General features: G+C 62.1%; 9 protein-coding genes and 1 pseudogene. 4 read left to right on the top strand and 6 right to left on the bottom strand.

The features are described from left to right. Positions 1 to 23: 23 nt before the first annotated feature. A complete protein-coding gene (locus BMG03_RS20285) occupies positions 24 to 239 on the top strand; it encodes a helix-turn-helix domain-containing protein (protein ID WP_075777207.1) in 216 nt (71 codons plus the stop codon). Position 240: 1 nt separating this feature from the next. On the opposite strand, the gene BMG03_RS20290 is transcribed toward BMG03_RS20285, so the two are convergent. After that, positions 241 to 663 carry a DUF192 domain-containing protein gene (locus BMG03_RS20290; RefSeq protein WP_075777206.1) on the bottom strand — a complete coding sequence of 141 codons (423 nt, stop codon included), beginning with the start codon at positions 661 to 663 and terminating at the stop codon, positions 241 to 243. 80 nt (positions 664 to 743) lie between these two features. Here BMG03_RS20290 and leuB point away from each other — a divergent pair. After that, a pseudogene (gene leuB / locus BMG03_RS20295) lies at positions 744 to 1,508 on the top strand (3-isopropylmalate dehydrogenase); the annotation flags it as partial. Here leuB and BMG03_RS20300 read toward each other — a convergent pair. The 5 genes from BMG03_RS20300 to BMG03_RS20320 form a co-directional block, all read right to left on the bottom strand. Next, entirely contained in the window at positions 1,503 to 2,540 is a 1,038-nt protein-coding gene (locus tag BMG03_RS20300) for a C45 family autoproteolytic acyltransferase/hydrolase (protein WP_075777205.1), read from the bottom strand. The pseudogene leuB and the gene BMG03_RS20300 overlap by 6 nt on opposite strands. 2 nt (positions 2,541 to 2,542) lie before the next feature. Further along, a complete protein-coding gene (locus BMG03_RS20305; RefSeq protein ID WP_075777204.1) occupies positions 2,543 to 5,581 on the bottom strand; it encodes an efflux RND transporter permease subunit in 3,039 nt (1,012 codons plus the stop codon). Beyond that, positions 5,578 to 6,648: an efflux RND transporter periplasmic adaptor subunit gene (locus BMG03_RS20310; RefSeq protein ID WP_075777203.1), complete on the bottom strand. Its 1,071-nt coding sequence runs from the start codon at positions 6,646 to 6,648 to the stop codon at positions 5,578 to 5,580. Before BMG03_RS20310 ends, BMG03_RS20305 begins: the two co-directional genes overlap by 4 nt. Beyond that, positions 6,648 to 7,700, bottom strand: coding sequence for an efflux RND transporter periplasmic adaptor subunit (locus BMG03_RS20315; RefSeq protein WP_157771629.1), 1,053 nt, complete (start codon positions 7,698 to 7,700; stop codon positions 6,648 to 6,650). Before BMG03_RS20315 ends, BMG03_RS20310 begins: the two co-directional genes overlap by 1 nt. A gap of 296 nt (positions 7,701 to 7,996) precedes the next feature. Further along, the gene (locus BMG03_RS20320; protein ID WP_006473457.1) at positions 7,997 to 9,352 is read right to left on the bottom strand and encodes an IS1380-like element IS1247 family transposase; all 1,356 of its coding nucleotides are present in this window, start codon (positions 9,350 to 9,352) and stop codon (positions 7,997 to 7,999) included. A gap of 87 nt (positions 9,353 to 9,439) precedes the next feature. Here BMG03_RS20320 and BMG03_RS20325 point away from each other — a divergent pair, with 87 nt between their 5' ends. Beyond that, positions 9,440 to 11,098 (top strand): nSTAND3 domain-containing NTPase, encoded by a 1,659-nt coding sequence (locus BMG03_RS20325; protein ID WP_075777201.1) that lies wholly within the window; start codon positions 9,440 to 9,442, stop codon positions 11,096 to 11,098. A 107-nt stretch (positions 11,099 to 11,205) separates the two neighbouring features. Continuing rightward, on the top strand, positions 11,206 to 13,908 hold the full coding sequence (locus BMG03_RS20330; protein ID WP_075777200.1) for an AAA family ATPase: 2,703 nt from the start codon (positions 11,206 to 11,208) through the stop codon (positions 13,906 to 13,908). Positions 13,909 to 14,029 lie beyond the last annotated feature (121 nt).

Raw genomic sequence — 14,029 nt, forward strand, 5'->3', positions numbered from 1 at the left:
TTAGACCCGGGACTTGAACACTCATGACAGTCGACCTGGAGCAGCACGAGCTATTGAAGTTCCGCCTACGCTTGGCAGGCACTTCAATGGCGAAGATCGCGCGGTCTCTCGGCATCACGCAAAGCACCGTCACGGTGGTGAGCCAAGGTTATCGCCGCTCGCATCGCGTCCAGTCCGCGATCGCCAACCAGCTTGGGACCACACCTGAAGAGCTATTCCCTGATCGCTACCCGAAGTAAGTCAGGGGACCGGCTTGCAGGCAGCATCGGAAATCACCTGGCCTACCTTGAGCCCGAGCGCCGCAGCGTCGCCCGCCCGGACCTCGATGACATACTGGATCGACCACCCCCCGAAAATGGCTGTTTCATCGTTCGGCTTCGCGTCTGCGTGGATCTTCCGCACGGCGCCCTGACCGTTGAGAAATATCATGTCGAGGGGGGCAGGTGTGTCCTTCATCCAAAACCAAACCGGGCGCGCGGAGGGGTAGGCGAAGACCATCCCGGCGCCGGACGGCAAGGGCGGCCGCTCCATAAGGCCACGATCCCGCTCTTGTTCGGTATTCGCGACTTCGAGGAAGAATCGGTGGCCGCCCAAAATGGCCGTCGCGGCATCGCACCCTGGCGCCATGAGCCCGGCGAGAGCGGCGGAAATGAGGGTAATCATATGCGGGCTCCGGCGATGATTGGGTGAAGGGGGCTGTCTGCCCCCGCGCCCGATGGGCGCTCCCCCGAGGATATTTCAGCGCAGATTTCTCGTCGCTCAAGCGCGACGTGGTGGCCGGCCTCGACATCATGATCGTCCGGGAACTGACCTCGGGCGTCTATTTCGGCGAGCCGCGCGGCATCTTCCCCGACAACGAGGGCGGCCGCTTTGGCGTCAACACCCAGCGCTACACCACCGAGGAAATCCGCCGCGTCGCCCGCTCGGCCTTCGAACTGGCGAAGCGGCGGAACAACAAGGTCTGCTCGATGGAGAAGGCCAACGTGATGGAATCGGGCATCCTCTGGCGCGAAGAGGTCCAGTGGGTGCATGACAACGAATACCCGGATGTCGAGCTGAGCCACATGTATGCCGACAACGGCGCGATGCAGCTCGTGCGCTGGCCCAAGCAGTTCGACGTCATCGTCACCGACAACCTGTTTGGCGATATCCTGTCGGACTGCGCGGCGATGCTGACCGGTTCGCTGGGCATGCTGCCCTCGGCCAGCCTTGGCGCGCCGATGGCGAATGGCCGGCCCAAGGCGCTGTATGAGCCGGTGCACGGCTCTGCCCCCGATATCGCCGGGCAGGGCAAGGCCAACCCGATCGCCTGTATCCTGTCGTTCGCGATGGCGCTGCGCTATTCCTTCGATCAGGGCGCCGAGGCGGCCCGGCTGGAAGGTGCGGTGCAGCAGGTGCTGGCCGATGGCGTGCGCACGGCTGACCTGATGGGGCCCGAGGGCGGCACGCCGGTCTCGACCTCGGGGATGGGCGACGCGATCCTTGCCGCGCTCGACGCCTCGCTATAGCGGGTCGGCAGCGGCCAGCGTGACCGTTCGCGCCCGGCGATCCGCCGTCATCCGGTAGGCGGGCGCGGGCTGGCCGGGCAGGTGGACGGTGCCCGTCACCGCCTCGCCCACCTCGAATCGCGCCGTGGCGATGGTGTTCTCGGTGTCCGGGTCATCCTCGGCCAGCCGCAGGATGGGCAGGCCGGGCCCCGCGCGGTCGCGCAGGATCTCCAGCGGATCGGCGCCGAGCAGCGCGTCGGCTCGGGCCTGACGGCAGCCCGAGCTTTCGGTGATCGTCTGCTCCAGCCCCCGCATCGCCTCATGTATCATGTGGTTGGCATGCGCCTCGGGCACGGAAATATCGCGCGCCGACACGTCTTTTCCGCAGAATTCGAGACTGATCAGCCTGTCCTCGCCCGCCTGCGCCAGCGCAAAGTGAAACCCGCCTGCCCGCGGCAGCCGCCGCATCATCGCCACCGCCTGGCCGATACGCTCGACCCCCAGCAGCGCGCGGCCCAGAACCATGCGCGGCAGGCCGTCGCCCGCGCCCGCGGGCCGGATGTTGTTGACGGTGATCGTCAGCCCCGCCGCGTTCACGGCGAATGCATGACCGGGGATCGAGCCGGGATAGACGAACGAGACAAAGTCGGGCCCGTTTCCCGGCCGCGCCTCGACCAGCCCGCAATGGGGCGCCAGCACCGGCAGCCCGTCCTCGTTATGCGCCAGCACATGGGGCGGGCCGGGCATCATCACCGTGGTGCAGCCATCGGGCGCGGCGGCCCAGATGTCGCCCCGGCAGTTCCACGCGAACACCTCGGCCAGCGGCAGGCCCAGCCCTTCGGCAAGGCCGCTGATCTCGTCCCACATCGCCGGGAAGGTCGCGCGCACCTGCTGCGCCATGCCCTGAACAAACGCGCTTTCGGCCTGAACAGTGACGGTTTTCCACGCGGACGTCGCCACCAGCGCTGGCACCGCAGGCCGCCCGAACCGCCCCAGTGCCAGCCCGAAGGCACGCGCCGATCCGCCCGCGCGCAGCAGCGTCAGGCCCGCCATGCCTATGCCTCCCGTTTCACGCGGAACACCGCCAGATACAGCGCCGGCACAAAGACCAGCGTGATCACCGTGCCGGCGATGATGCCGCCCATCATCGCATAGGCCATCGGCCCCCAGAAGATCTGGCGCGAGATCGGGATCAGCGCAAGGCTCGCCGCCGCCGCCGTCAGCAGGATCGGCCGCGCCCGGCTGTCGCAGGCGTTGAACACCGCCTCCCACGCCGGTTGGCCGGCCTCGCGCAGCGCCTCGATCTCGCTCACCAGGATGATCGAGTTGCGGATGAGGATGCCGACCAGCGCCAGCACCCCCAGGATCGCCACGAATCCCAGCGGCGCGCCCGAGGGCAGCAGCGCGGCGACGACGCCGATCAGACCCAGCGGCGCCACCAGCAACACCACGAGGCTGCGGCGAAAGCCCTGCATCTGCATCATCACCAGCGTCACCATGATCAGCAGCATCAGCGGCACCACCGCCGCGATCGGCGCCTGCGACTTGGCGCTCGACTCGACGGTGCCGCCGACCTCGACCTTGTAGCCAAACGGCAGCCTGGCGTTGAAATCCGCGATCTTTTCCGCAAGCGCAGAGACGATTGTCGCCGGCTGATCCTTCGACGCGATCGCCGCCTTCACGGTGATCGTCGGCATCCGGTTGCGCTGGTGGATGACCGGCTGCTCGGTGTCGTAGTGAAAGACCGCGACGCTGGAAAGCGGGATCGCCGCGCCGCCGCTGCCGCCGAGTTGCAGGTTATAAAGCCCCTCGACCGAGCTGCGCGCCGCCGCGTTGCCGCGGGCGACGATGTTGACCATATAGGTGCCGTCGCGCAGCTGGGTGACGCTTTGTCCGTCATAGATGGCGTTCAGCGCCCCCGAGATGTCCTTCGACGTCAGGCCAAGCTGGCGCGCCTTGTCCTGCAGGATGTCGACACGGACGACGCGCGCGGGCTCGTTCCAGTCCATGACGATGTTGACCAGCCGGCTGTCGGTGGCGACAAGCGCCGCCAGGTCCCGCGCGTGATCGCGCAATCGGGCAATGTCAGGGCCGCTAATGCGGTATTGCACCGGGCGCCCGACGGGCGGACCGATCTCGAGCAGCTTGATGAACATGTCGACGCCGGGAAATTCGTCCTCGGCGATCTTTGTCAGCCGCGCGCGCAGCGCGTTGCGCGCCTCGACCCCCGGCGTCTGGATCACGATCTGGCCCATATTCGGCCCCGGCGTCGGCACGTCGTAGGACAGGATGAACCGCGGCGCGCCCCGGCCGACATAGGACGACCAGAAGAGCACGTTCTTGTCACCCTTCAGGTAGCCCTCGAACCGGTCCATCTGCGCCTGCGTGTCGGCGATCGAGGCGTTCTGCGGCAAGGTCACATCGACGATCAGCTCTGGCCGGTCGGAGGAGGGGAAGAACTGCTGCTCGACGAACTTCATGCCGTAGACCGAGAGGCCGAACACCGCGAGGGTCAGCACGATGGTGGCCCAGCGAAAGCGCATCGCCAGCCGCAGGATACCGTGAAAGCCGCGACGCAGGCGGCCCGGTTCGTGGCTGTGGTCGGGCATCGACCGGGGCAGCATCGTCACCCCGATGAGCGGCGCAAACAGCACCGCGACGATCCACGACACCAGCAGCGACACGGCGATGACGACGAAGAGCGAGAAGGTGAATTCCCCCGCCGCCGAGTTGTTGAGCCCGATGGGAATGAACCCTGCAACCGTCACTAACGTGCCCGAAAGCATCGGAAAGGCGATGGAGGTCCAGGCGTAGGAGGCGGCCTTTGTCCGGCTGTCGCCCTTCTCGAGCCGGGTGATCATCGTCTCGATGGCGATCATCGCGTCGTCGACGAGAAGGCCCAGCGCGATGATCAGCGCGCCCAGCGAGATGCGCTGCAGGGTGAAGCCGGTGTAATCCATCACCACGAAGGTGATCGCCAGCACCAGCGGGATGGTCAGCGTCACCACCAGACCGGCGCGAAGGCCGAGGCTGACGAAGCTGACCGCCAGCACGATCACCACCGCCTCCATCAACGCGCGCAGGAAATGGCCTACGGCGTCTTCCACCACATGCGGCTGGTCGGCGACCTGATGGATGTGGATCCCGATGGGCATCTCGGCCTGCGCCTGCGCCATGACCGCGGTCAGCTCCTTGCCGAAGTCGATGATGTTGGCGCCCTTGCGCATCCCCACGGCCAGGCCGATGGCCGGCTGGCCGTCGTAGCGAAACAGCTCGGACGGCGGGTCTTCGTAGCCGCGCTTGATATCGGCCACGTCGCTGAGGCGAAAAAACCGGTCGCCGACGCGCAGGTTGACGTCGCGCAGGCTCTGCGCCCCGGTGAACTGGCCGCCGACACGCACCAGCACCCGCTCTGGCCCCGCGTCGATCACGCCCGAGGGCAGGATCGCGTTCTGCGCCGCGAGAGAGGCCTGAACCTGCTGCTCGTTGAGGCCCAGCGCCGCCAGCCGTTCGGTCGAGAATTCAAGATAGACCACCTCGTCCCGAGTGCCGAAGATCGTCACCTTGCCGGCATCCGGCAGCGCCTGCACCGCGCGCTGGACCTGACGGACATGATCGCGCAGCTCGCGCGGGGTGAAGCCGTCGGAGGTGAAGGCAAAGATATTGCCAAAGACATCGCCGAAATCGTCGTTGAACTGAAAGCCCGCGAATTCGGCCGGAAAGTCCGGCCGGATATCGGCCATCATGTTGCGCACCTTTTCCCAGATGCGGGGCAGATCGCGGGCCTTGGTGGTCGGCAGCAGCTCGACATAGACAATCGACTGGCCCGGCCGCGTCACCGAGCGGGTGAAGTCGAGCGCGTCGAGATCCTTGAGCTTCTTCTCGATGCGGTCGGTCACCTGTGTCAGCGTCTCGTCGACCGAGGCACCGGGCAGCGAGGCCGAGATGATCATCGTCTTGATGGCAAAGTTCGGGTCTTCCTCGCGCCCGATCGAGACATAGGCCAGCGCGCCGGCGACGAGGCTGACGATCATCAGGAACCACACGAAGGAGCGGTGGTTGAGCGCCCAGTCGGACAGGTTGAAGCCTTTCATTCGCTCACCTCCCGGCCCACCTTCTGGCCGTCCTTGATCGAATTCACGCCCTTCGTCACCACCTCGTCCCCCGGTTTCAGCCCGGCGAGGATCAGCACCCGGTCACCCACTGTCGCGCCGGTTTTCACAATGGTGCGGTGGACGATCCCCTCGGGCCGCGAAACCACCCAGACCGCCGAGTCAGAGCCTGTTTTCGCACCGATCAACGCGGTCAGCGGCAGGGTGGTGCGGGCGTGCGTCTCGGCCACCGGCTCGACCAGCGCCAGCGCGCCGAGGCGGAAGGCGGCGGGGGTGTCGGACGCCAGCGTCAGGTGCAGGCGGCGGGTGCGGGTGGCGGCGTCGGCCATCGGGTCGATGACGCGCAAGGTGGCGGTCGCGCCGATCAGCGGCGCGGCCTCCAGCCGGACGTGAAACACCGCGCCGGGGGCAAGGCCCGCGATGTCCTGTTCGCTGAGGTCGATGACCACCTCGCGCTCGCCGGTGCCGGCAAGGCGCAGCACCGGCTGGCCGGCGGCCAGCGTCGCGCCCGGCTCGGCGAAGGTTTGTGTGATCACACCGTCCTGCGGCGCGCGCAGGGTTGCAAGGTTGCGCGCGTCCTCGGCGCGGGCAAGCGTGGCGCGCGCCTGTTCAAGCTGCGCCTCAGCGGCGGCGGCGCTGGCATGGGCCGATTGCGCCGCCGCCGTGCTGTCGACGCCGCGCGCCACCAGTTCGTCCACCCGCGCGGCGGCATCGCGGGCCGAATTGGCCTGCGCCTCGGCCACGGTCACCCCGGCCTCGGCGGCGCGCAGATCGGCGTCCAGCTCTTCGGGGTCCTGCCGCGCAAGGACGTCGCCCTTCTGCACCACATCGCCCACCCGCACCGGCCGCGCGGCGACGGTGCCGATGCGCGGAAAGCCCAGATCGGTCTCGACCCGCGCGGTCACCGTGCCCACATATTGCGGCCTGAGGCCCGATTGCGGCGTCACCACCTCTGACACCACGGGGCGCGGCGGGGGCGGCGCGGCGGCCTCTTCCTTGCAGGCGGCCAGCGCCAGCGGCAGCACGAGGACAAGGGCGATCGGGCGCATCACTTCACCTCCATCGGCTGCACGATCCGGCCGGGATAGAGAAGGTTTGAGCCCAGCGTGACCACCTGCTCGCCCTCCGTCACCCCGCCCGCCAGCACGATCTTGCCGGTCTCGTAGCGCAGTACCTCGATCTGGCGCAGATGGGCCGCGTGGCTGGCCGGGTCGACGACCCAGACGGCGGGGCCTGTGGCGGTCGCGCTCATCGCCGACCAGGGCAGCGCGATCTGGTCCTCGCCGGCCATGGTGACGCTGCCGGTCACCGCCTCGCCATAGCCAAGGCCGGCGGGCGGATCGACGATCCGCACCGTCACCTTCACGGTGCCCTTGCGCGGATCGACGAGGGGTGAGACCTCTCTCACCACGCCATGAAACGGCACGGCGGTGGAATTGAGCCGCCGCAGGCTGACATCGGGCGCCTTGCCTGGATGGGTCAGCATGACCTCGGGCACCTCGAAGATCGCGTCGAAGGACTGGCCCAGCGCCAGTTCCAGCACCGTCTGGGCGGCGCCTACAACCTGCCCCGGCTCGGCCTTGCGGGCGGTTACGGTGGCATCGGCGGGGGCCAGCAGAACAGTGTCTGACAAGGCCTTTTTCGCCCGGTCCAGATCGGCCTGCGCCTGCGCCACCAGCGCCTCGGCGGCGCGCAACTGATCGGCCGCGGCATCGCGCGCGCTGCGCGTCGTCGCACCGCGTTCCAGGAGCGCGTCCTGACGCTCGCTGTCGTCGCGGGTCTTGGCATAGCTTGCCTCGGCGGTGGCCAGCGCGGCCTTGGCGGCGCGCACCGCCTGCGCCTGCTGCACCGAATCGACCTCGGCCAGCGTCGCCCCCTTGGCGACGCGATCGCCGGCGCTGACCCGCATCTCGGTGATGCGCCCGCCGGTCGGGAAGGCCGCGCTCAACGTCTCGTGGGCGACGACCTCGCCAGTCAGTGTGAAGGTGCGCGGCTCGGCCTGGGCATGGGCGATGACGGTGTCGACGGTCAGGGGCGGTTCGGCCCGCGCCGGGAGGGCAAGGAGCATTGCGACGGCAAGCGGGCGCAGGTCGGGTTTCATCCTCATTCCTCGCGGGCTGAGAGCGGGTCTGGTTTCGGGCCGTCGGATGCCTGCGGGTGCCGCGGCACTCCTCAACCTGCATTCCCCAGGTGGCGTGTCGTTTGAGGTGAAGATCGCCTGTATCCGATCGCTAGACAAGGATTTTCTGCCGCAAGCGGCACCTGCGGTCGCGCAGACTGCTGGATCTGGACGGATCAGACCGCGAAGCCGCTGTTTCCTTGCCCAGGGGCGGCGTTTTTCAGCGCAGCGGACAGATCTGTCCAGCCGCTTTCGTTCAGTTTGAGCGTGGATCGCGATCATGCGCATAGCGGTGGCGCTCGCAATCGGCGGATAGCGGCGAGGATGGCGCGTACCATCGTGCCGGTGACAGCGACCTCGGCCAGCTGGAAGGTGATGGTGCGGGCGTGACGGACCACACGTGCCCCGATCTTGATCAGCTTCAGTTGCAGGCTGGTCAACGACCAGTCGGCCATGGCTTCGGGCAGCTCGATGCAGCGCAAGAAGGTGGCCAGGTTGTACGCCAGGGCGTGCAGTTGCAGCCGCACCTCATTGTCGCGGAACTTCCGGCACGACAGCCGCGTCCAGCGAAAGGCGTATTTGCCCTCTTTGATGTGCTGCTCGGCGGTGCCGCGCTGGTTGTAGAACCGCACCACCCAGTCCGGCTCCATCGGCAGGTTGGTGACGATGAAGCCGACACGCGGGAACAGTTCGCCCGGATGCCATTCGATCTTGGCGATCACCCGGCGTTCCTTGTCCCAGGACGCCGCCTGATACTCGAATTCCTCGAAGAACCGCTTGACCTTGGTCAGTGACGGCCGCCCGACAGGGCGCGTTAGCCGATGCGCGATCTTGTCCTTGAGGACCGCGTTTGCGGGCAGCCGGATGGCGTAGAAGAACCGCGCTTCTTCCAATCGCTCATAGATCGCCGGGATCGCGTAGGCAGCATCGGCCCGGAAGAACCTGCCACCAAGGTCGCGCTCCGCGTAGCGCGCAATGACGGGGTCGAGAACATCACGCCAGCCATCGGCGCTGTGGACGTTGCCATGGCGCAGGGCGCAGCGTTCCAGCATCCCGAACTGGTTGAACAGAAAGTTGGGGTGATAGCAGCTACAGTCGAAATGGCCATTCCAGGCGGACCCTTCCTGGTCGCCATGGGTCGGGCTGACCGAGCTGTCCATGTCCAGAACGATGTACTTCAGCCCGTTACGGTCATGGAACCGGTCGATCCATTGCCCGTTCAGGTCGGCCAGCGCGGCACGGTTCCCGGCCAGAGCCAGCGTCTCGGTCTCGAACCGTCCCATCTGCGATGCCGAGGCCGCTTGTGCATCGACCGCTCTGCCGCCGACAACTTGGCGCATGACCGGATCGCAGGCGAGACGGTTGGCGTCGTTGACATCCTCGTATCCGGCCAGCCGCCCAAAGACTGATTGCCGGAACAGGCCGTCGAGCCGATGGACCGTGTTCTTGCCAGAGCGAGTATCGCGCAGCGCCGCTGACGCCAAATCGGACAACCCGAGCGCGTCATCAAGCTCGCGCATCACCAGAAGGCCGCCGTCGGAACTGAGCTGCGTGCCGCGAAATTCCAGCCGCACGCGAGGGTCGAAATCCACCCGATCTGCCCGTTGCAAGCCCGCACCCTCTGGGTGATCCATGAAACGCGCCCCTCGCAGCCTTCAACACCATGTTTTATATAGGAAATATAATGGTCAGGACAGCGAAATCAGCGCCTTACTTGGGAAATGTGGGATCACTATCTTAATGACGATTGGCAATTTTGCGCGATAAGATCTCTCGACGATGGCTTTGCCAAACTTGATGAGGAAAAGAGAACCATCTTCTTCTTTGACGATTTCCTCGGTCAGATTGAGCTCGATCGCCAAGCGCTTATTCAAAGGGATGGGCAGCTTGCGAGATTTGTGAAACGGGTTAGAGCGTCCAAGAACTCTCGCTTCCTTCTTACCACACGCGCGCACATTTTTGAAGAAGCACGGCGGCTTTCAGATCATATGGATGAGGGCCGCTTCCAGCTTTCAAAATTTTTGCTGGATGTTGGCCAATATACCCGCTCAATCAAGGCGCGTATATTTTTCAACCATCTTGCCGCGTCAGATTTGAAGGGCGACCATATTGCAGCTCTGCTTCAGGATGATTGGCTCAAGAAGATCGTCGACCACCAAAACTACAATCCGCGCATAATTGCGCATATTTCTGCAGAGTGTCCTATGGACTTAGAACCATCTGACTATCCAAAATTTGCCTTCAAGACTTTAGAGAATCCAGCGCTGGTCTGGGCTAAGGCTTACCGCAGTCTCAGTATGCGCTGCCAGAATCTGCTAGTGGCTCTCTACTTTGGCAATCAGTACCGCCAATCCATCAAGATTCTGCGAGAAAATTTCGACGCGATACATAATAAGATCTGTGAAAACTATTCACAGCCGTCAAAGCCGGAGGACTTCGAAGAAGCGCTGAGATCACTCGAGTCTGGTTTTATTGCTATATCGGATCAGAACGTGCGGTTTGTAAACCCATCAGTCCGCGACTTTTTAAAAGAACATCTATCTGACGGGGCCTTTTTAGCCTTGCTCCCACCTCTTTGTGTTCGAGCTGAATGGGCTCAAAATCTGTGGAGCCACTTGAAGCATACGTTCCAGACGGATCCCGATAAACTGAAAACGCTCGCGCTAGCATTCTTCGAGTTTGCGAATAAATTGGACCAAATCCCCAATTTCGAAAATGTGAAGTTACGGCAGTACAATTATTGGCATACCAAGCTCGACGACCTCTCTATCGCAGATCGCGGATCCGTTTTGCTCGACCTGTTTGAGCACTCTGGCGACAGTCGCTTTCTAGATGCGGCAATCTCAGTTTTGAAGAGTGATAGCCTTTGGGTCGACGCGGCACGAGATTCCAGAGAATTGCCAGAACTTCATTGGAGGATCTCCAGCTTTGTTGGTGATGATTTGGTTGGCAAGGTGGTCCTACTCACTGCAGTTGAAGTTGCCTTGGTGAGGGCGATCGAAGCTGGCGTTCCGATGGACGAGTTGGTTGCCGTGAAAGACGCCATAGACGAGTACCTTGATGCAGCTATTGATCTCGGCCCTATCGAGGACGCGATCAATTCCGCGATTGACTATGAGTTTGATGAGGTTTCAGAAACAATCTCTAACCTTTCCACTGAAAGTGAGTTGAACGAACACATAGAGCTACTGGAATTCATTGCAAAGCACACAGGGCGCAGCGCCGAAGCAGCGAAAAACGTGGTCCAACAGAAGATCAGTGAAATTGAAGCGCCTGACTATGATGAGTACCAACCCAGCCCTCGAGTGCAAAGTACCCGCGCCGACACCGAGTTTTCCGACAATGATCTCGTGAGTTTGTTCTCGACTCTTTCAAAATAGATCTCCTGCTCCGACGATCCTATGTTTTCTCGCAAAGGGTACTTGGCTTAACTTGTAGAGAACCATTAGCGGCCTATCGCTGTTCGGCCTTATAAGGAAATAGTTTAATGGCATTTGAGGAACTTATTGCTTGGTCAGATCAAAACGTACGGCCCAATTGGCAAAAGGATGCGCTTCGGAGGCTGGCAACAACAGGCGAGTTGAGCAAGGAAGACTTGTTGGACCTAAGAAGGATTGTTGAGAAGGCAACCGAATTGATCGACGACGAGGTCGCTGCGGTTACTTCCCTTGCTGCTGAGCACCTATCTGATCCGGCGGCCGACGCCCCCCGGACAGTTCTTGGTGCGATTGGACCTGTCCGTCGGATAGATCGGCTAGCAAGCGACCAGCCACCGATCAAATTCGCGAAGAACGGGATCACACTTGTTTATGGTGCCAATGCATCAGGTAAGAGCGGCTACTGCCGAATAGCTAAACAGCTTTGCAGGTCTCTCAGTCCTCAGGACCTCAAAGGCAATGTTTATGAGGCGGCACCAGCCGACCCCCCTGAAGTTGACCTTGTGTTCGGCATAGAAGGCGGGGAACCCGAGCGCCAAGAGACAACCTGGCGACATGGCGACCCGTCTCCAGCAGAACTAGCAAGGATATCCGTGTTCGATACGGCGACGGCGCGCGTTTACGTAGACAAAGACCGCAAGGTTGAATTCCTGCCCTATGAACTCGACCTTTTGAACAAGCTCGCTCTGGCAGCAAAAGCGTTGGACGGTGATTTTGAAGCGCGGGAAAACAGGATCGATGCGGCGATCCGTACGCCACTGCCTGTTGGTTTTACGGATGGCACCGTTGTCTCGCAGGCTCTTGCAAAACTCGTCCCTGAGACAGAGCTAGCCGATCTTCCCGATGAAGCAGGCCTGCGCGCTCTCTCCGTATGGAATGATGAAAAAGAGGCCGCTCGCCAGAGCGTTAGCGATGAAATTCGCGATGATCCTAAGGTGCGGCTGCGGTCTCACAGATCGGCGCAGCAGGAGCTAGAGAGGATAAAGACCGAGCTTTCCGGTCACCTTGAACTTCTTGCCGATGATGGCATCGCCAAGATCAAAGATGCGCACACCGATATGACGACAAAGGCCGAGGCGGCTAAGGCTGCAGCCCAAGGTCTGGGAGAAGGAATGCCGATCCCGGAAATCGGTTCGGAATCATGGCGACAGATGCTGATCTATGCCCGGGACTTTGCCGGTGAAGCTTTCCCTAAGCGCGATGATCCCAAGCTTGTAACTGGCGAAGCCTGCGTCCTCTGCCAGCAACCCCTGGAGGATGACGCGGCATTACGGATGGCGAAGTTCGATGAGTATATTTCTGGGCGCACTGCCAGCGACAGTCAGAAAGCCACAAAAGACTACGAAGCGCTTGTCGGTTCGATAAATGCTCTCCGCCTTGGCACGCCGGAACAAACCAAGGCGCTTCTTGGCGTTTATGGCGGGTTGAGCGATGACCATCAGGCTTTTGTCAATGAGATTGCGGTTGGCTACGGTGCTCTTGAAACGCGTCTTGAGGCCGTGAAGGCGACGATCGAAGCGGGCACTTTTGATGGGACGGATGCTATGGAAGCTGTCCAAGCCGATCTCGTCCAAAAGATCGATGCAGCGCTTGAAGACCTGCAGGCGCAGATCGACGCACTGGAAAAAGCAGATGCCGATGAAGAGCGCTTGAAAGCGCTCGCATCCCAAAAGGCAGAGCTCGAAGATGCAAAGAAGCTGAGTCAGGAGATCGAAATTGTGGTCGCCCGACTCATACAGCTCGTGGAACGCCTCAAGATCAAAGAGGCGCGAAAGCTATGTGCCTCAGGTCCGATTGCACGCCAGCTCACGGCCCGTCGCCGTGTCATACTGACCAAGAGCTTGAAAACGCAGCTCACGGAGGAACTGGATACCCTGAAACTTTCGCATATCCCCATCGACCTTTCCGACCGCAGTGCGGGCCCTGACAGTGTGATCGAAGTTGGACTGACTGCCCATCAGCGTGTGGCAAAAAACAGCGATGTGCTCAGCGAAGGTGAACAACGAGCGCTTGCATTGTCATGTTTCCTTGCCGAACTCATCGAGATTGGCGCCGAACACGGCATCATAATCGATGATCCGGTATCTTCTCTGGATCATTCCCGAATGGAAGCGGTGGCGAAGCGGCTTGTGGCGGAGGCCTCGGCAGGCCGCCAGGTCATTATCTTTACGCATAATATCATGTTTCACTACATGATGGAGAATGAGGCACGCCGTGCCGATACTCCCTGCCATACCGAATGGATGTCGAGCCTAGGTGGAAACAAGTTCGGGATTATTGACGACTCGGGTAAGCCAAACCACACCAAGAAGGCAAAGCAGCGCATCGGCGAACTCAAAGAAGCTAAGGCCCAATTGTATAAGGACGGTTATGATCCGGAGGTTCAGGGATTTCGCGATCCGCTCACGGCCATTTATACGCTAATGCGCGAAACCTGGGAGCGGATCGTCGAAGAAATTCTGTTCAACGGTACGATACAGCGTTTTCGTCCCGAGGTGATGACCCAAAGCCTCAAACATGCTTGCTATGATCCGGCAGTTGATTATCCGGCGATTTTCGAGGGTATGAAGCGATGCTCGCATTATTCCGGGCACGATAGGGCGGCAGACTTGCCACAGGAGCTACCTGGAAAGGCAGATATTGATGCTGACCTGCAGGCTCTAGTCGAATTTCACCAGAAGGTCTCTGACCGAAAGGCTGTTCTCGAGAAAGGACATAGCTATGAGAAAGGTCCTCAGCCAGAGTTCCTTTGATGTTGCGTGATTAGGCCATGCTGGTTCGTTCATCCCTATGGTTCGATAGAGGGAATTGCTGCGAGTTGCACCAATGTCAGCTTCCTGGGACCTAATTATGGGGCGCGGAATGTCGGCCCAG

It is taken from the genome of Thioclava nitratireducens (genome assembly GCF_001940525.2).
GTDB classification, from domain to species: Bacteria; Pseudomonadota; Alphaproteobacteria; order Rhodobacterales; family Rhodobacteraceae; genus Thioclava; species Thioclava nitratireducens.

Coding starts and splice junctions, on each gene's coding strand:
- BMG03_RS20330 (WP_075777200.1), top strand. CDS start 11,206: ATGGCATTTGAGGAACTTATTGCTTGGTCAGATCAAAACGTACGGCCC.
- BMG03_RS20305 (WP_075777204.1), bottom strand. CDS start 5,581: ATGAAAGGCTTCAACCTGTCCGACTGGGCGCTCAACCACCGCTCCTTC.
- BMG03_RS20315 (WP_157771629.1), bottom strand. CDS start 7,700: ATGAAACCCGACCTGCGCCCGCTTGCCGTCGCAATGCTCCTTGCCCTC.
- BMG03_RS20285 (WP_075777207.1), top strand. CDS start 24: ATGACAGTCGACCTGGAGCAGCACGAGCTATTGAAGTTCCGCCTACGC.
- BMG03_RS20320 (WP_006473457.1), bottom strand. CDS start 9,352: ATGGATCACCCAGAGGGTGCGGGCTTGCAACGGGCAGATCGGGTGGAT.
- BMG03_RS20310 (WP_075777203.1), bottom strand. CDS start 6,648: ATGCGCCCGATCGCCCTTGTCCTCGTGCTGCCGCTGGCGCTGGCCGCC.
- BMG03_RS20300 (WP_075777205.1), bottom strand. CDS start 2,540: ATGGCGGGCCTGACGCTGCTGCGCGCGGGCGGATCGGCGCGTGCCTTC.
- BMG03_RS20325 (WP_075777201.1), top strand. CDS start 9,440: ATGTGGGATCACTATCTTAATGACGATTGGCAATTTTGCGCGATAAGA.
- BMG03_RS20290 (WP_075777206.1), bottom strand. CDS start 663: ATGATTACCCTCATTTCCGCCGCTCTCGCCGGGCTCATGGCGCCAGGG.